The 18922-nt window shown below is 17.9% G+C and carries 13 protein-coding genes; 5 read left to right on the top strand and 8 right to left on the bottom strand.

Going from position 1 to position 18922, the window contains the following annotated elements; genetic code table 11:
• The first annotated feature begins 442 nt into the window (after positions 1 to 442).
• Together OC710_RS00640 and OC710_RS00635 are read left to right on the top strand one after the other, a co-directional pair.
• Positions 443 to 829, top strand: a complete 387-nt coding sequence (locus OC710_RS00640; RefSeq protein WP_004994672.1) for a hypothetical protein — start codon at positions 443 to 445, stop codon at positions 827 to 829.
• A 500-nt stretch (positions 830 to 1329) separates the two neighbouring features.
• Positions 1330 to 1908 (top strand): hypothetical protein, encoded by a 579-nt coding sequence (locus tag OC710_RS00635; protein WP_158637922.1) that lies wholly within the window; start codon positions 1330 to 1332, stop codon positions 1906 to 1908.
• Between the two features lie 31 nt (positions 1909 to 1939).
• Here the strand turns inward: OC710_RS00635 and uvrB are convergent, their stop codons facing one another.
• The 6 genes from uvrB to OC710_RS00605 form a co-directional block, all read right to left on the bottom strand.
• Positions 1940 to 3907, bottom strand: coding sequence for an excinuclease ABC subunit UvrB (gene uvrB / locus OC710_RS00630; RefSeq protein WP_004994670.1), 1968 nt, complete (start codon positions 3905 to 3907; stop codon positions 1940 to 1942).
• A complete protein-coding gene (gene uvrA / locus OC710_RS00625) occupies positions 3897 to 6740 on the bottom strand; it encodes an excinuclease ABC subunit UvrA (RefSeq protein ID WP_004994669.1) in 2844 nt (947 codons plus the stop codon). Before uvrA ends, uvrB begins: the two co-directional genes overlap by 11 nt.
• A 47-nt stretch (positions 6741 to 6787) precedes the next feature.
• Positions 6788 to 8443 (bottom strand): excinuclease ABC subunit UvrC, encoded by a 1656-nt coding sequence (gene uvrC, locus OC710_RS00620; RefSeq protein WP_101677299.1) that lies wholly within the window; start codon positions 8441 to 8443, stop codon positions 6788 to 6790.
• 112 nt (positions 8444 to 8555) lie between these two features.
• A complete protein-coding gene (locus OC710_RS00615) occupies positions 8556 to 8933 on the bottom strand; it encodes a hypothetical protein (protein WP_004994667.1) in 378 nt (125 codons plus the stop codon).
• Positions 8934 to 9835: 902 nt separating this feature from the next.
• Positions 9836 to 10657 (bottom strand): hypothetical protein, encoded by an 822-nt coding sequence (locus OC710_RS00610; protein WP_004994665.1) that lies wholly within the window; start codon positions 10655 to 10657, stop codon positions 9836 to 9838.
• Between the two features lie 1343 nt (positions 10658 to 12000).
• A complete protein-coding gene (locus OC710_RS00605) occupies positions 12001 to 12642 on the bottom strand; it encodes a hypothetical protein (protein WP_004994664.1) in 642 nt (213 codons plus the stop codon).
• Between the two features lie 1557 nt (positions 12643 to 14199).
• Here OC710_RS00605 and OC710_RS00600 point away from each other — a divergent pair.
• Complete coding sequence (locus tag OC710_RS00600; RefSeq protein ID WP_054598505.1) at positions 14200 to 14697, top strand: hypothetical protein; 498 nt, start codon at positions 14200 to 14202, stop codon at positions 14695 to 14697.
• 247 nt (positions 14698 to 14944) lie between these two features.
• Complete coding sequence (locus tag OC710_RS00595; RefSeq protein ID WP_004994661.1) at positions 14945 to 16699, top strand: type I restriction-modification system subunit M; 1755 nt, start codon at positions 14945 to 14947, stop codon at positions 16697 to 16699.
• A 2-nt stretch (positions 16700 to 16701) separates the two neighbouring features.
• Here the strand turns inward: OC710_RS00595 and OC710_RS00590 are convergent, their stop codons facing one another.
• Together OC710_RS00590 and OC710_RS00585 are read right to left on the bottom strand one after the other, a co-directional pair.
• The gene (locus OC710_RS00590) at positions 16702 to 17205 is read right to left on the bottom strand and encodes a hypothetical protein (protein WP_004994660.1); all 504 of its coding nucleotides are present in this window, start codon (positions 17203 to 17205) and stop codon (positions 16702 to 16704) included.
• A gap of 446 nt (positions 17206 to 17651) precedes the next feature.
• Positions 17652 to 18359 (bottom strand): hypothetical protein, encoded by a 708-nt coding sequence (locus OC710_RS00585; protein WP_004994658.1) that lies wholly within the window; start codon positions 18357 to 18359, stop codon positions 17652 to 17654.
• A 450-nt stretch (positions 18360 to 18809) separates the two neighbouring features.
• Between OC710_RS00585 and OC710_RS00580 the strand changes: the two genes are divergently transcribed.
• The coding region (locus OC710_RS00580; RefSeq protein WP_304514964.1) for an SVM family protein at positions 18810 to 18922 on the top strand (113 nt) is incomplete at its 3' end.

The raw sequence follows: 18922 nt of genomic DNA, 5'->3' as shown, positions 1-18922 counted from the left end.
AATCAATAAATTATTATTTAATTACCGTTTATTGTTTTTTATCATAATTATATTTATTTTGATAATCTATGCTTAATTAATTTAAATATTATAATTTTGGGTATATAAGAATAAAAAGATCTTATTATTATTCGTAAATTATAAATTAAAATATAAAAAAAGTGATTACTTAATAAGGTCAAAAAAATTACTTTCAATATGTATAATTTATAATTGATGGTTTTTCTGTAAAATAATAAAATATTATTGTAAATGAAAAATTTTATATATTTAAATGTTATCCATTTTTATATTAAAAATTAATTAATTTTAAATCGACTTGTCAAAAATAATTTTTATTTTTTTATTGAAAAATTTTTAAAGTAATATAGAATATAAATTGTAAATTAGTTAGATTTAGTTTCTGATTGAACACAAAAAAAGGGGTATTATTTAAAAAAATATGCGAAGTTTATGGTATTTAACTTTTTTATTTATAGTTCTAAATATGTATAACTATCAAAATGTAGTTGTAGCTATGCCGCCAAGAGAGGAATTTATTGGCCAAACTAGAATTGTTCATGTATCTATTGGCAATATTAATATTTTAAAACAACATGCCATATTTAATAAATATTTCGATTGGAGTTTACAAAGCGCTCGTTATAATGAAGATTTAGAAGATTTCAGCATGATTTGGACAATTAAAGATCCAGACCCAAATTTATTAGGTGTTTTTTTTGATGGCGGAATTAGACATGGCCAAGATGATACATATAATTTGCAAGAATTAAAACATATGGGTAATGGTGCTAATAATATGTATTGTATATTTCTAAAAAATAATTAAATATTAATTTATAATTAGATTAAATATTAATTTTAATTAAGTTATCATTATATTTGCATTAAATGTGATAATAGATACAAAACATTTTAAAATGTACCTCCCGCTTTTGCAAATAAATATTTATCAATAAATAACAAAGATAAATTAATGACAACTTAAAGTTAATTTTTATTATTATCAGAAAAAATAATTTTAATATTTTTTTAAAATATTATTAAAGCCTAAATATTAGGAAAAATTTTTTATTTATTATTTACGGGAGGCTATCATTTTAATATGAAAAAATAAAAATAATTTTTTTAAAAAATTTAATATATTTATATTTAAAAAAATTATTAATATAATAACTTTAAAATTATTTTTATTTAATTAATTTTTAATTTATATCAATTTGGAAAAAGAAATAGATGATAATGAGTTTTAAAAAAAATTTTTCAACTTTTAATTTATGCATTTTATTGTTTATTATTATTTTTATTTTTTTAATAAAATATTTTTTTATGATAAAAAAAAGCAATTATATTAATTTATATTTATCGCAAATTTTGAAAAATGATATTGTCGAAACATCAAATAATACTGAAAAAAAAGAAAAAATTTCTTCAGATTTTTATAAATTTAAAATTAATTTAAAAGATTTAGAAACAATACAAAAATATATTTTTGAACAAAATTGTGATAAAACATTATCAATGGCAAACAATACCGAAGAAGAAGAAAAAATAATTAACAAAATAAAAAATCAATGGAGTTTTTTTTTAAAAGTTAAAATTAAAAGAGATAAAAATTATATTGATAATTTAGATTTTAAAATTAATAATTTAATGAACAAAGAAAAGTTAATAAGATCAAAAATTGAAACATTAGAAGATAAATTATCACAAAAATCGAATGATATCGATAAAAACAGATCGTTATTAATAATTAATAATTTAAAAAAACAATATCAATTTAACCAAGAACGTTTTCAAAACTTCGAAAATATTAAATTTAATTTTGTTAAACATTCTAATGACACATTAGATAAACAAAAAGACAAATTACAAAAAAAATTATATTCTTTTTATGAATTAGAATAAATAAATTATAAAATTTATAATGTTAAAATCATTATAAAATGGAATTATTTTTATTAATTGAAATGATTAAATCTCTATAAAAAATGGCTTTATCAAAATCTAATTTTTTAACCGCTTCTTTCATTAATTTTTTTAATTTAATTAATTCTTTTTTAGTAACATTTTTAGGATCAAGATTGATTTCCTTCATAAAATCTTTTTGATGATTTTGACTAAAATTATTAATATTTATCTTTTTATTAATGATTTGAGGATTAACATGATATTTTTGATTATATTCTTGCTGAATAATTCGTCGTCTATTGGTTTCGGCAATAGCTATTTTCATAGCATCTGTAATGTTATCTGCATACATAATTACTTGGCCTTGAATATTGCGAGCAACTCTACCAATTATTTGAATCAAACTACTTTCATTTCGTAAAAATCCAGCTTTGTCAGCGTCTAAAATAATCATTAAAGAAACTTCCGGTAAATCTAAACCTTCCCTTAATAAGTTAACTCCAATTAAACAATCATAAATTCCCATACGTAATTTTTGTAAAATTTGTAAACGTTGTAAAGCTGGAATTTTACTATGTAAAAAAGTCACTTTGATACCCATTTTTTTTAAATAAAAACTTAAATCTTCACTAAAATTAATGCTGATAGTAGTTACTAAAACTTTTTCATTTTTGATTTGGCGTTTTTTTATTTCTTCAAATAAATCATGCATTTGATTTTGAGTTGATCTAATTTCAATTTGAGGTTCTAAAATAAAAGTTGGCCTAATTATTTGCTCTACTATAGGAATATTTTTGTTTAATTCATACCTTCCTGGTGTTGCTGATAAATAAATGATTTTATCTATTTTTTGTTCAAATTCTTTAAATTTTAATGGTCTATTATCTAAAGCGCTAGGTAGACGAAACCCATATTGAATTAATTTTTGTTTCCGCGAGTAATCTCCAAAAAACATACCTTTAATTTGCGGAATAGTAATATGAGATTCATCAATAATAATTAAAAAATCTGAACCAAAATAATCAATTAAAGTAGTTGGAGGTTCCCCCTTTTTTTTTAAAGATATATGTCTTGAATAATTTTCAATACCCTTACAATAACCTAACTCTGTTAACATTTCTAGATCATATTTAGTTTTTGTTTCAATTTTTTGAGCTTCTAAAATTTGATTTTGGGATTTAAAGTATTTAATCTGTTTAGTTAATTCTATTTTAATTCTTTTAATGCTTTCTTTTAATTTTTTAGGATTAGTTGCATAAATAGAAGCAGGAAAAATGATCACTTTAGTTAATTCTTTAGCAATAGTGCCATCTATCATATTTAAAATTTGAATATTTTGAATTTTATTATCTTCGAAAATTAAACGAATTGCTTCTTTTTTTAAATTAGAATTTATAAGATCCAAAATGTTACCATGAACACGAAAATTACCATTTTTTAATTGTAAATCATTTCTACAATATTGTAATTCTATTAATTTTTTAAATAACGCATCCATAGGATAGTTTTGATTTTGATGTAAATATAAAATAGAATTTTTATAATCTTCTATATCTCCAATTCCAAAAATACAAGATACAGATGATACTACAATAACATCATTATTATCAATTAAAGCGTTAATAGTATTATGACGTAATTCTACTATTTCTTCATTAATAATTTTTTCTTTTTCGATATAAACATCACGAGATACAACATAAGATTCTGGTTGGTAATAATCATAATAAGAAATAAAATATTCCACTTTATTTTCAGGAAACATTTCTTTTAATTCATTAAAAATTTGTCCCGCTAAAGTTTTATTATGAGCAATTATTAAAGTTTTTTTATTGAGTTGATTAATAATATTAGCAATGGTGAAAGTTTTTCCAGTACCTGTAGCACCTAAAATTATTTGCTCCTTTTCCCCTTTATAAAAATTATTTAATAATTCTTTAATAGCTTGAGGTTGATCACCACTCGGTTTATATAAACTTTTTAATTTAAATTTCATTATGAGATTTATCCCTTATTTTTTTTAAATATTGACCAGTATAACTATCCGGATTATTGATAATTTCTTCTATATCGCCTTTAGCTATAATATAACCACCATTTTTTCCTCCTTGAGGTCCTAAGTCGATTATATAATCAGCATTTTTAATAATATTTATATTATGTTCAATCATAATTACTGTATTTTGTTGATTAATTAATGTACGTATTAAAGACATTAATTTTTCAATTTCAAAAAAATGTAATCCTTTTGTCGGTTCATCCAATATATAAATATTTTTAGAAAAATAATTTTTATATATTTTTTTAATTAAAATCAATCTTTGTTTTTCGCCATCTGATAAATTATCTAATTTATTACCTAATTTTAAATAATTTAATCCTACGCTAATTAACAATTCTAAAACAATTTTAATTTTTTTATGATTATGAAAAAAAATATATGCTTCAGATATATTCATGTCATAAATATTAGCAATAGTTTGATTTTTATATCTAATAGTTAAGGTTTCAGAATTAAATCTTTTACCTTGACATTGATCACAGGTAATTATAATATTAGGTAAAAAACCCATAAAGATTTTTTTAATACCTTCTCCCTGACAAGCATGACAAAAAGCAGAAACAGAATTTAAAATAAAACGGCGTTTGTTATAACCTTTAGCTCTTGCTTCAGGAGATTGAGAAAATAAGTTACTAACAATTTCTGAAATTCCTAAATAATTAATTAAATGATATTTAATAATTTTATTAAAATTTGGCGATTCTATATGAATAATATCTTTGAAATTATTTTGATTTTCTGAAAAAATAACTTGATTAAAACCAGGTGTAATATTTGTAGAATTTTTAATTTTTTTTAAACCTTTATATATAACTTCATTAAGTAAAGTTGATTTTCCTGATCCAGAAAAACCAGTAATCACAACGAATATATTTAAAGGTATATCAATATTAATATTTTTTAAATTATTAACGCAAGCATTTCTTATTTGAATAACGTTTGTAGAAGATATTTTTGGTTTTATTATGTTTTCAAAAGAATAAATTTTTTTTAAATATTTACCTGTTAAACTATTTTTATCTTCTAAAATATTATTTATTTTTCCATAACTTACAATATTACCACCTTTATTACCAGCTTCAGGGCCTAAATCAATAATATAATCTGCAGATAATATAATTTCTTGATCATGTTCTATAATTAATACAGTATTACCTAGATTTACTAATTGACGTAAAATCTTGATTAGTTGAATATTATTATATGGATGTAGACCGACAGATGGTTCATCAATGATATAAATAACTCCTGTTAATCGAGAAGCAAGCTGATTAATTAATTTAATTCTTTGTATTTCGCCCCCGGATAAAGAACTAATGTTTCGATTTAAATTTAAATATTCTAAACCTAATTTTTTGAATAAATTTAAACGTTTCTTAATAGCTGTCAAGGCATCTTGGGTATTGATTTTTGCTATCGAATTTAATGTTATATTTTCTAGAAAATTTAATAATTCATTAACAGTTAAATTGGTTAATTCATAAATATTTTTGTTATTAATTTGATAAGATAAAGCATATTTATTTAATCTAGCTCCAGAACAATCAGGACATACAGTTAAAGATTTAAATTGGTTTAACCAATTTTGAATATTATCATAATTAGCAAAATTTGTTTGATAATATTCTAGAATAGGAATAATTCCGATAGGGAATTTTAAACTTTCATTAGGTAATTTATCAGGACCATATAATAAAATATTAATGATAAATTTATTCATTTGGTTTAAAGGCAAATTAACGTCAATTTTATATGTATCTAAAAAAACTTTTAATTTGTCTTGAATATTTTCTGTCGGATTATTTTGTTGTTCAAAAGGCAATATAGCTCCATCCAAAATAGATTTATTTTGATCTAAAATTAATTTTTCATCAAAAATCATTATACTGCCTAAACCTTTACAATGATTACAAATTCCTCTTTTTTTATAAAAAGAAAATAAATTCATTTTATTTTCTAATTGAGTTAAAGAGCTTTTGCCATCATTATAATCTAAATCAAAAGATATTATTTGTTGATTTGGTAACATAATTAATATTTTCTGTTTATTAAATTTTATAGCTAATTCTAAAGAAGAAATTAAACGTGTTTTTATTTGATGGTTTATAGTTAAATGATCAATAATTATAAAAATATTATTTATTTCATTTATTTCTAAATAATCAATTTCTTTAATGTTATTAAAGGTAAAAAAATTGTTATTAATTAAAAAACGATTAAAACCTTCTTTTATTAACTTTAAAATGATTGAATGAAATATCTTTTTTTGATTATCATGTAATGGAGATAAAATTATAATTTTTTTGTTGTTAAAAAAATTTAATAATTTATTCATTATTTGTTCTATATTATATTTTTGATAAGGTTGATTATTTTGTATATCGTAATAAACACCTATATGCGCATAAATTAATTGTAAATAATGATAAATTTCTGTAATAGTGCCAACAGTATCTTTAGAATTATTAACAATTTTTTTTTTTTCAATATTGATTACTGGAGCTAAACCTGAAATACAATTAATATTAGGTTTTTTTGCAAATTGAAAAAATTTACGATCATAAAAATTTAAAGACTCTAAATAAATTCTTTTACCTTCTTGATATAAAATATTTTGAACTAAAGAAGTTTTTCCAGAACCTGAAATACCAGTAAAAACTACTAACTTAAATTTGGGAATTTCAACATCGATATTTTTTAAATTATTTTCTCGAGCACCTTTAATTATAATTTTATCCTGTAAATAACTAAAATTTTGATTATCCATAAATATCCTTTATAAAATGTAAAATTTAAATATTTTTTAATTTTAAATTAAATAAGATTGCCAATATTTTCTTGATTATTGATTTTTCTGTGAAAATTGATAGTAAAATTATGAACTTCTTCACTTAAAAAAAATAAAAAACGAAATAAAAAACTTTTTTTATTTAATAAAATCTCTTTATTAGATAAAATTAAACTTTCCAATTGATGTTTATTATTTTTTTTTAAAGCACCTAAATTAAATTCCTTTATGAAATTTTTTAAAATTTTTTGACTAATATTGAATTGCCCTATGCCACCATCAACTAAAATTAAATCCGGAAGGGGCAAATTAAGATTAATTAATTTTTGATATCGGCGTTCAATAGCTTCTGCTAAAGAATTATATTCATTTGGGTAAATTTGTTTAATACGGAAAGCACAATAAGATTTTTTTTGTAATTGATAATTTTTAAACACAATAATGCCACTCACAAAACATTTACCAAAAGAATGCGAAATATCAAAAACTTCAATATGATTAATATTTTTTTGATACAATTTTGATAATTCACTTAAAGCTATTGTTGTAGCTTCTAATTTAGCGCTATATAATAAATTATATTTATTTAAATTTTCTTCTGCGTTTTTTTGAGCTAATTCTTTTATTTGTTTTTCTTCTGTGTTAAATTTTACTGAAAACTTAGTATTAATTATTTTTTTTATTTCGGGTTTTTTCGTAATTAAATCCGGATTTAAAATAATTTTTTTAGGTAATAAATTGTTTTGATAATATAAATGTAAATAAGTAATCATATTATCAATGGGATCATCGATATATTCCGATACTATCTGATAATGTTCTTGAATTTTTCCTTGATACATTTTGAAAATATACAAAGAAATTTCATTTTTATTAAAACAAAAACCAATAATATCGCAGCTTAGATTAGTTTTTAATTCAATAAATTGTTTAATAGTAATATTGTTTAAATGTTCTAAAATTTTTTGATATTCTTGTGCTTTTTCAAAATTTAATGTTTTAATAGCTTGTTTAATTTCATTTTTAATTTTGTTAAAAATATTTTTATTTTTCCCTTGTAAAAAATCATTAATTCCTCTAATATTCAAAGAATAATCAATATATTTATTATTAGGACAACAAGGACCTAAACATTCATTAATTTGATAATAATGACAAGGTTTTTTAGAAATCGGTTGACAACGTCTTAAAGGATAAATTTTATGCAATAAACGTACTGTTTCTTTCATGCTATTATTATATGGATAAGGACCAAATACTCTAGTTTTTTCAGGAACTTTTTTATAATAAGAAATTTTTAAACGGGGGTGTTTTTCGTTAGTAATCTCAATATAAGCATAATTTTTATCATCTAACAGTTTAAAATTGTATTTCGGTATATGTTTTTTAATTAAATTAGCTTCTAATATAAAAGCTTCTACTTCATTATGAGTAATAATATATTCTACATCGCATATTTCTTGAATTAAATTACTAGTTTTTGAATTATGATTCTTTAAATAAAAATAACTTTTAATTCTTGAAAATAAATTCTTGGCTTTTCCGATATAAATAATATTATTATAACAATTTTTAAATAAGTAACAACCAGGTTTTCGAGGCAAATTATTAATTTTAGTTAATAAAAGAACATTAATTTTATTTTTTGTTATTTTTAAAGACATATTTCGTTTAATAACCATATTTAAATATTTTTTAGAAAATTAAATAATTTTAAATTATCCATCCTATTTATTGATTTAAATAGTTTTTTACTAAAAAAGGCACCATATACAGATGCCAATTTAATTTATTTTAAAATAAAAAATATTTAGTAATTTTGTTGAATTTAATATTAACCTTATAATAACTGAAAAACAATTTTTTTCTTTGAATAGTTGTTATTTTGTTATGTATTTCGGTAATTTCTTTTAATAAATGATTAACATCTATATCTTGGAAATTATTCAAAATATTATTAATTTGTTGGTTTATAGCATTATATTGTAATAATAAATTTTCTAATTCATTAAATTCATGAATATTAACATCCTGAATAACATAATTATTTTGGTATAAATTATTATTATTCATTGCTATAACTTGGTTATTATTAGAAATCCATAAAAATCCAAAACCAACAATAAATAAAGTTGAATAAAATAAAGTTAATTTGATTTTTAATTGCAACATAAAAAATTTATACCCCTTGTTATTTAAATTTTAACTAAATATTTTATATAGAGATAGTTAACTTGAGAGAAGGATTTATTTGGGGGGTATTTATTATAATTATTTTTAATTTGTTAATTCAATATCCCTTTTTAATATTGCTAATGATTTTTGTAGATAATTACAAATAAATATATTAATATTATATAATATAATTAAATATTTTAAATAAATTAATATAACATAACTATTAAAAATCTTATTTAATTTTCATGATAATTTTGATATTTTTTAAAACATTTCATCGCTTATTATATTTATTGCTTTGGTAATATTTTTCATTTAAATGTTTTTTATCTTATTTTTTATTATGAAAATAATTATTTTTTTAATATTTTAGTATTATTTTATAATTATTTATTTTATTAAATATTTAATATTTTTTAATTTTAAAGCGTTTTATAATCGACTTTTTGACATTCTTCCTTTATAAACTTTTTGAATTTAACTAAGTTATATTCGATACTCTATATTTATAAATTTATTCTAAATTATTTCAATTACTAAATTAAAATTTTTTAATTAGATTAATAAATGATATAAAAATAAAATTAAAAATTTACTTTGCTAACTATCAAAGTAACTTGATAACTTTATACATATTAAATTTTTTATTTCTTATAAAAAAATAATAAAGATTAACTTTTAAAGTTAATCTGAATAATTAATTATTAATAAATTATTTAGCATTAAAACTCAAATATAAAATTCAAATAATAATATAATAATTTAATGATTTTATTTTTTTATTAATTTTTAAGACATAACAAAAAAATATATATTTCGTATTTGTTTCAGAATTAAAAAATAATTAAATTAAAAATAACTATCCTTTATATATTAAATTTAATATGTTTTTATTTTTAATTTTGATTAGATTTTGAATTTATATATAAATCTTTAAATATAAAAAAATTTTGCATATAAAGTTGAAATTTTTGATTTAATAAGGAATTTAATTTTATATATTGATTCTGGTATAATTTTATTTTTTGATGCACTATTATTTCAAGATTTTGTAAATTTTGTTTTTCTAATTTAATGGAACTTATTTGTTTTAAGGTTGATTCTTTTTGTGCTATTAATTTTGCGATTTGTTTTTCTATGTTATTAATTTCTTGATTATTATAAACAGTTATACCTTGTGTTTGTAATTCGCTTTTTTTATTTTGTTGTTGTATTTTTTTAATATTTATATTATTTTTAATTTCTTTTCGATTTTCTTGTAATTTTTCAATTTTTTGCTCTAATGAATTTATTGTGATAGGGATAAAATCTAATTTATTTTTAAGTTTTATAATTTCATTCTGATAATCTTCTATTGAATTATTAATATAATTTAATTCTGATATATATATTAAAAATAATTTTTTAATATATTGAATTTCTGGTTTATCTTGTTCAGTAATATTATCTAAAAATTCATTTATACTCTTATAATCTTTTGAAAAAATATAAGATTTAACATTTCCAGAATTGTCATAATTATTAATTTTTAATTCAGATGAAAATAAATTTTGAGATAAATTAAGTTGTTTTAATTGATCAGAAGATAAATGAGATTTTTGATAAGATTGATTTTTTGATTTTAATAAATCAATATTAGTTAAAATTATCAATAATAATATTATTGAAATAATAATTACAAATATTAATTTTTTTTTTGATAATTTAATAAATTTCATATTTGTTTCCTTTTAAAAAAATTTTTATTAATTTTCAAGATATTAATCCCCGGGTTAAATATATTTAATTTATTGATCAAAGTTTATTAATTTTTTAGTTAATAAAAATGAAAATTATAATTTAATATTTTAATTGTTTTAAACATGGTATTTTTTCATTATTTATAATTAAAAGCTATTGTTAAAAATTAAAATTTTATTATTAATATAATTTTAGCTTTGATAGGATGTCACTTTAATACTTTATTAACAATTGACATATAATTAATATTTTTTGTTAATTTATTGATATAGTCATATACAAATATACTATTATATTTGGATAAATTTTTTTAATAATTTATTAATATAAAATTTAATATTAAATATTAATTTTTTAATAATTAATATTTCTTAGATTAATTAAGGTTGTATTATTATTGGGAAATTATCCTAATTTAACTATATCTATTCACTATTGTAATCAATTTATTTGACTACTATACTTTTTAAAATTTTAAATTTAAAAAAATTGATTGCATTTTGTTGTATTTTAATAGCACATTTTTATTTAAATCTCTGAATATAACTTTTTGTTTATTATTTTAAAGATTAACGATCATTTTATAATGTTTTTTTTAATTTTGTCTATTTTTTTCAAAAAATCGCATAAATCCATGAAACTAGGATATATCCTTTTTTTATAAAAAATAATGTTTTCATTTATATAAAACGATATTGTTCTTTAAATTTAGGTTTAATTTTTTTAAATTTAAATTTATTTCTTTTGTTACAATTTTCTAGATTTTCGTTTTATTTAATTCGATAATAAACTGATTTTGATCATAAATTTCATAAGATAATAAAATTAAAATTATTAAGTTTATATAATATTTTTTTTACTTTTAGGATTATTACTAATTGCTTATATCGCAAATATCTAATAAAACCTGCTAATTAATCCAATTCTTATTTAATAGTTATCTAATTATTGGGTTATATTTTAGTTAAATACGAAAATTATTGTTTAAAAAAATTAATAAAATTAATTATATATTGAAGACTTTAAAAAATAAATTAAAATTATAATAATTAATTTTTAATCAAAATATAACAAATTTAATTAACAAATTTAATTTAAAATACATAAAATAATCCAGAACTATTTTTATGTTATAAAAATAATTTGGATTTGTTTTTTAATACTATTTAACATCATCTCTTTAATTTAACTAGAATATAAATAATTAAATTTAATTAGTAAAAAAATATAAAAGTAAATTTTTAAAAATAAAATTAGTAATTTAAGATTAAAAATAATCCGAATTAATATTTAAAATAAATATATTTGTTAGTTAAAACTATTAATTTTCGATAGTTATAGTTATATTATTATTGTATTGGCTTAATTCGTATAGTACCAAATGATAAATAGATTTAGCTTGGTCTAAGTCAATTTTATCTTTTTTTATTGTTTTTATTTGAATCTTAATATTTTTTACTTCTTCTGCTAATTGTGATTGTTTTTTTCTAAGATGGTTAATTTGTTGTTGCAGTGGCGTTAAAGAATCTACTTTAAAAGTAGAAATTTTATTTTGAATTAACGTTTGTTGTTTTTTATTTAATGAATTTGTTATTTGACTTATTTTTTGGTTAATTTCTTCTAATTTTTTATAATTATGCACAAATTGTTCATTCAAATTATAATTTTTTGTTTGACATTTTTTTAATTCATCATCGATTGTATGAATTTTATTCTGAAGTTGCAAATAAATTTTTTCTATAAAATCTAATAAATTTTTATCTTTAAAATTTTGTGAATTTTCTTTGATTGTATATTTTTGATCGCTAACATTGATTTCAGAATTTTTTTGTATTTGTATTTTTTGTTGATCTAATTTATTTTTTAAGTTATTGTGTATTAAAAAAATATTTTTAAACATTAAAATATACCATAATACTACAATAATAATAAGGAATAAAAATATTTTTTTTATTTTCGCCATATTCAAGTTTTTTTCGAATTTTTTAACTATTCTAATCAGAATTAAAATAAAAATTTATTGATAATTATAACATAAAATGTTTAAAATATTTAAATTAAATTTTGCTTTTTAAAATTTATTTTGGTAAAATTAATTTATTAAAAAATAAAAATATATAAGAAAATAATTTATTTTTAATAATGAATATTAAATTAATGGAAAATTAAATAATTCTTAATATTAATTATTAATTAATATTAAATGCAAAAATTTTATATGTTTATAATTTTGTGTTTATTATTAAAATTATATTTTTAAAATATGGACAATTACAAATATTAACGATTTATATAATTTCATAAATAAAAATAAATTTTTGTTCAACATATAAAAATATTTAATATTTTTTTAAATACAAAAATAAAATTAAAAAGAGTTTTTAACATAAAATGGCCAAATAAAAAAATAGTATTTTAATTTAATATTTTTTTATTTAGCTTTTTATTGGTATTATTATTTTTATATTATGAAAATGCCATCGAACACAACAATAAATATTAACTAATAAAAAAATTAATAAGGTTTTTTGTTAATGAAGGATGATAAATAAAAATTAATAATTAAATTAAAATTTTTTTACATAAGTAATATAAAAAAATTTTTTAATTCAATTTTTTATGATTAGGCAACAAAATATAATTAATAATAAAAAAATTTGTCAATTTTTTTAATTTTTAAATTTAAAACAATATATTTTGATTTTAATCACAATGTTTTTAGCTTCTTTTTTATAAAATAAAATTAATATAATTAAAAATATTGATAATACCATAAAATAATTGCCAAAAAGTGTAGTAATTAATTTATAAAAATAAATAAAAAATTGGAATTGATTGATATAAAAAATTTATTTATTCCAATAAATAATTATATTTAATAAAATTTATTATAAATGGATTTTGGTTAGCTTCTTTTATTAATTAATAAAATATTATCAATTAAATTTATTATTAATTAATTTATTTTTGGATAATTTTAACGATTTATATTAAATTTCGCGTTATAAAATTTATTCTATCTTTTATATTTTAAAATTAATTATTATTTATTGCATTAACTTAAGAATAGAATTATAAAAATTACTGGATTTTGAAATTATTAACTATTTTTTCATATTTTTTTTGATAAAAATTTGTTCAATTTTTTTCAAATTGTAAAATTTTTTTATTATTAAAATATTTATTTTTAATATTTATTCGTGATTTTTTCTAAATATAATGTGATATTTTTTCTTTATTTTTATCAAAAATATTTTTTAAATAAAGATCATAATACTAATAAAAAAGAAATAAAATTTACTTTTTGTTAATAAATATATAAATAATATTTGAATAATTTTTTTCAAAAAAACAAATTATTTAAATTAAAACAAATATTTTAAGGTTAATTTTTTATAAAAATTATTATATATATAATAATTTATCGTCTTAAAATAATGAGTAAATAATCATTAATATTAAAAATATTAAAAATTCATTAAATCAATAGAATTATTTTATTATAGGTTAGGTTATAAAAATGAAAAAAACAAAAAAAACAAAAAATAATAAAACATTATTATATTTGATTAATTTTATTTATTTAATATTTATCACAACAATGTTAATTATAATTTATGTTTCTTTAAACATACAAATTAAAACAACAATAACAAAAACAGAAAATGAATTTAAATCTTTAAATAATAAATTAAATAAAATCAAAAATAATCAATTTATTAAAAATTATAATGAAAAAACACAAATCCAAGATCAACTAAATTACGAAACCAATAGTAATACAGAAATAAAAGATTCACAAATGCTTAATACTGAAGTTGATAAAACAAAGGATAATGATAAATCAAAAGAATTATTAGCGAAATCATCAGATAAAGAAAACAATGATTCACCAAAAAAAGAAAATTATGATTCATCAGATAGTGAAACTTATGATTCATTAGATAGTGATAGTGAAACTTATGATTCATTAGATAGTGATAGTGAAACTTATGATTCATTAGTTATGATTCATTAGATAATGAAGTTTATGATTCATCTAGTGAAATTAATTTCATATTAAATTAATTTTATAAATTATGAATCCATATTTTTCAATTTGATGGATTTTTATTTTTGTCTTTAGTATAATATACATTAAAGTTATAATAAAAATTTATTATTTATTTTTAAGAACAACATATATTAACGAAAATTCCTTTTTAGATGATAAAAAAAGATAGCTATTTATAAATAAAGATAGCGGAAATGGAATTTTAAAATTAATGTTATTAAATGATAGTATTGTTCCTGAAAAACAATTAATTCATTTGTTACAAAAATATGCTAAACATTCGCGAACATTTCATTATATTCAAGAATCTATTTGCAGTTTAATTACTTTTAAATATTTGTCATACCAATATGAACAAAAACATTTATATGAAGATTCTCAGGATACGAATATTAGTAATCATTTTATTTTACCTGTAAATTTATTTTGGTCTTCTTTGGTTAACCAATTAATAAATAAAAAATTAACCGAAGCAGAATTAATTGATAACTTACATGAAGCTTTGTATAATATTGATATTTCTAATAACAATAAATATCAATATTTATTTCGAGAAATAAATTTATATAAAAATAATTTGGTTTTATTAGACCCTAATTTTATTTCGAATATAATGTTGATGATTAATCAAATACCGATTCATAATTTAAACCAATTATTTCAATATATTATCGAAGAACATCAAAAACAAAAAAATAGTACTAATAAAAAGATTCTAAATTTAGATTTTTTTAATCATTTAATACCTGAATTAGTTAGATCAGAATTATTAATAAATGCCAATATTTATGATATGACTTGTGATAATGATTTGGGATTAATATTAAATAAAATTGTTACCGCATTAGAAATACATCATAATCAAAATTTTAAAGGTAATATATATGGTGGTTGTATTATCTCAGATTATAATAATAATTTATTTACCCGTTATCGTCCTATAGGTTTTAGTTTAGCTCGTATGAATTTATTATTAAAAAATCAAGAATTACTTTGTGTTGATGTCGAAAATAAAAAATTTTGTTTTCCAACATTAGATTTAATTATTTGTGATGGTAATACATTATCCAAATATTATGAAAATCATTACCAAGAATTTTTACATAACGAAAAAAGAAGAGAAATTTTTCAAAAAAATATTTATCCAATGATGTTAAATTCATTATCCTCTAAAGGTAAAATTATTATATTTGGTGATGAAAATATCTTGAGTTCTTTAAATAAAGATTTCGAATATCATCAAAATATAATTAGGCTAAAATCTGGTCAACATGTAGATTTAATAATTAAATTATTAGAAAATGGTTTTTTTCGTTCTCTATTCAGATCAAATGATTTTGAATATGATTATTTACTTTTATTACAAAAAAATAAAAATTTTTATGAAAAAGATATTTTTGGTATTAATTTAAATTTAACGAATCACAAATTATCAAATAATAATAATCTTCAAGATCGATCTTATTCTCCTTTAATAAAAAAAGTTATCCGTAATTATTCTTTGCGTAAACCTAATCTTAATAATTCTAATTTTAAATATTCTTTTGATGAAATTTTAAAAAAATTTTATTATAAATATCTTTTTAAGACTAATAATTTTGTTTCATTTAATGATATAATTTTAATTAATTCTACTCAATTTTCAGATAAATTTCTATATTTTTACAACCATTCTAAAAGATGGTTAAAAATTATTCTTGATCTATTTTTTCTATATTTTTTAGGAAAAATTATTTTAAAATTATTAAATGCAACCAGTATTATAATTCCGTTTATAAAAAATTATTGGTCTAATTTAATTCTGGGAGGTCCATTGATTATTTATTTATTTTCATCATTAACTGTAATGTCGAAAAATATTAAAAAATATTTAATCAAAATAATGGCAATTACCAATTGGCAATTTTTATTCTTAATAAATATGATTTTTTATCTTATATTAAATTGGGAATCTTATATTAAATAAAATTAATTATGATCCCAAATTTTACAATGCAACAAAAAATATTCTAGTAAATTACAATAAACCAAATTATACCCCATCTGATAACTAAAAGGAGCTTGTTGAGCAAATTCAGGATTAGATAATCCTTTCATTTCATTTTCTTTAATATGATGTATTTGTAAACCTTCTGAAGATCTTTTAATATATTCATTTATTTGAGTACATGTCCGGTTCAAGAAATAGTTTCCAGGAACTTCTCCATATTTATCTAATAAAATTTCAATTATTTGATTATATGTTAAAAGCATCATATAAGGAATACTAAATTCTATTTGATTGTTTTTATTTTTTTGGTAGTGTACTTGAATTAAAATATTTTCAATGTCTTCCGAATGTTTTAAGATTATTTTTATTTTTTCAATAGAACATGATTTAAACTTGTTAGATAATACAAAACTATCATTTTTTTGTAATTCATAATAAATAGAAGGATAGCGAACTCGAAGACTTTCATATATTTTGTTCATCAATGACAAATTTCAAGTAAATATCATTTTGAAATTTTATTTCAAGCATAATAATTGATTTATTTCAGGATTATTATTGATTTTTTGTCATTAATTTTTGAATTATTTTTGTTTTTCTAAATTTAAATAATATTACATTGATGTTATATTCTCTCATATGATAATTTTAGTAAATAAGAAGAAAAAATTAATCAAAATCAAAGATAAATATGATATTTATTTATTCGAATTTGTCAGTTAATAAAAATAGATTATCAGCATTTCTATAGTCTAGATTTATCTATTTGATATCTATTACAAAATTTTCTTCTCTAAATCAAAAAAATAAGTTTATTAATGATAAATTTAATAACTTTTTTATTTTAGTTTCCTCTGAACTATTTGGTTGCTAGTAGTGTACAAAAAAGAGATTATCTTCTTATATTTTTGGCTTCTTAATTTATTGTTTACTCTTGTTTTTCAGGAATCGTTATTAATTTTTTAGTGTTGACCAACTGCTGGCGATGGGTTAGTTTACTTAAAGTTTGGGATTCCGGGTAACCGCTTAAATTGTATAGTGTTTCATAATAAATATTTTTAGCTTTTGCCAATTCAATTATTTTTATTTTTGTCTGTTGAATTTGATCTTTTTTTGCTTGTATTATTTTTTTCATGTCATCATGTTTTTGTTTCAATTCTTGAAGATGTTGCTCTTCTATCATTAAAGAAGATTTTTTAAAAGAATAAATTTTATGTTCTATTAATGTTTTTTTTTGAAAATCTAATTCTTTTGTGATTTGGACTATTTTGTTATTAAAAATTTTTTCTAAATTTTTATAATGACGTAACTCTTTATTTAAATTCAAAGAATCTTTTTGATATAAATTTAACTCTTTATCAATTTTTTCAACTTTATTTTGATATTTTATATAAATTTTTTCTATAAAACGTAATAAATGATAATATTTATTTAAAATTTTTAAGTTTTCTTCTTTTTTAGATTCAGATTTTGGTTGTCTTTGAAGTATTTTAGGAATATGAGCTAAATTATGATTTTGAAGATGATTAAAAATAAAAAAATTATTTTTTTTAACAGTTAAAAGATAATAAAATATTGAAATAAAAATAAGTAATAAAAATATTATTAAGAATTTTTTGTTTATTATTTTATTCATTTTTAAATTATTTCATTTCTAATGAAAATTGTTTTCTGTTAAAAATTTTAACATAAAAAAATAATAAAACCTATCTTTATAAATAATAATTTATCTTATTAATATTAAAAATATAATTAAATTAATAAATATTTTGTTTGTTTTACTTTTTTAATTTATTAAGTTATATTAATAATTGATTATTATTTGACAATAATTAGTTAATATTTTATTAAAAAGATTTTAAAATTGATAAATAAACATAATTTATTTCTAATAGAATCAAAAATAATTATTTTTTTAACCTCAAATAGAATTTTTAAAAATCAAATTTAATTTTTCAAAAAAAAAAAAAAAAAAAAAAAAAAAAAAAATATACAATTAATATTAAAATATAAATAGCTAATTTAAATATATTTATACATTCTTCTCAATCGAGGAATATAACAACAATAAAAAGAGTGATAGACAATGTTTTTAGTAAAAAATAAATTAATTTTATTAAAATTATTTTTATTTATTATTTTAAGGTTATTATTAATTATAAATAATAATAAAGTTATGGCGATAAAAAAAAAAGAAAT

The organism is 'Vigna radiata' phytoplasma (genome assembly GCF_030586915.1).
Classification (GTDB): domain Bacteria; phylum Bacillota_I; class Bacilli_A; order Acholeplasmatales; family Acholeplasmataceae; genus Phytoplasma; species Phytoplasma australasiaticum.
This window is presented reverse-complemented; position numbering and strand designations above follow the sequence as displayed.

What these genes read in the sequence shown, in the direction of transcription:
- OC710_RS00640 (WP_004994672.1), top strand. Translation starts at nt 443, where the DNA reads ATGCGAAGTTTATGGTATTTAACTTTTTTATTTATAGTTCTAAATATG.
- OC710_RS00635 (WP_158637922.1), top strand. Translation starts at nt 1,330, where the DNA reads ATGATAAAAAAAAGCAATTATATTAATTTATATTTATCGCAAATTTTG.
- uvrB (WP_004994670.1), bottom strand. Translation starts at nt 3,907, where the DNA reads ATGAAATTTAAATTAAAAAGTTTATATAAACCGAGTGGTGATCAACCT.
- uvrA (WP_004994669.1), bottom strand. Translation starts at nt 6,740, where the DNA reads ATGGATAATCAAAATTTTAGTTATTTACAGGATAAAATTATAATTAAA.
- uvrC (WP_101677299.1), bottom strand. Translation starts at nt 8,443, where the DNA reads ATGGTTATTAAACGAAATATGTCTTTAAAAATAACAAAAAATAAAATT.
- OC710_RS00615 (WP_004994667.1), bottom strand. Translation starts at nt 8,933, where the DNA reads ATGTTGCAATTAAAAATCAAATTAACTTTATTTTATTCAACTTTATTT.
- OC710_RS00610 (WP_004994665.1), bottom strand. Translation starts at nt 10,657, where the DNA reads ATGAAATTTATTAAATTATCAAAAAAAAAATTAATATTTGTAATTATT.
- OC710_RS00605 (WP_004994664.1), bottom strand. Translation starts at nt 12,642, where the DNA reads ATGGCGAAAATAAAAAAAATATTTTTATTCCTTATTATTATTGTAGTA.
- OC710_RS00600 (WP_054598505.1), top strand. Translation starts at nt 14,200, where the DNA reads ATGAAAAAAACAAAAAAAACAAAAAATAATAAAACATTATTATATTTG.
- OC710_RS00595 (WP_004994661.1), top strand. Translation starts at nt 14,945, where the DNA reads ATGTTATTAAATGATAGTATTGTTCCTGAAAAACAATTAATTCATTTG.
- OC710_RS00590 (WP_004994660.1), bottom strand. Translation starts at nt 17,205, where the DNA reads ATGAACAAAATATATGAAAGTCTTCGAGTTCGCTATCCTTCTATTTAT.
- OC710_RS00585 (WP_004994658.1), bottom strand. Translation starts at nt 18,359, where the DNA reads ATGAATAAAATAATAAACAAAAAATTCTTAATAATATTTTTATTACTT.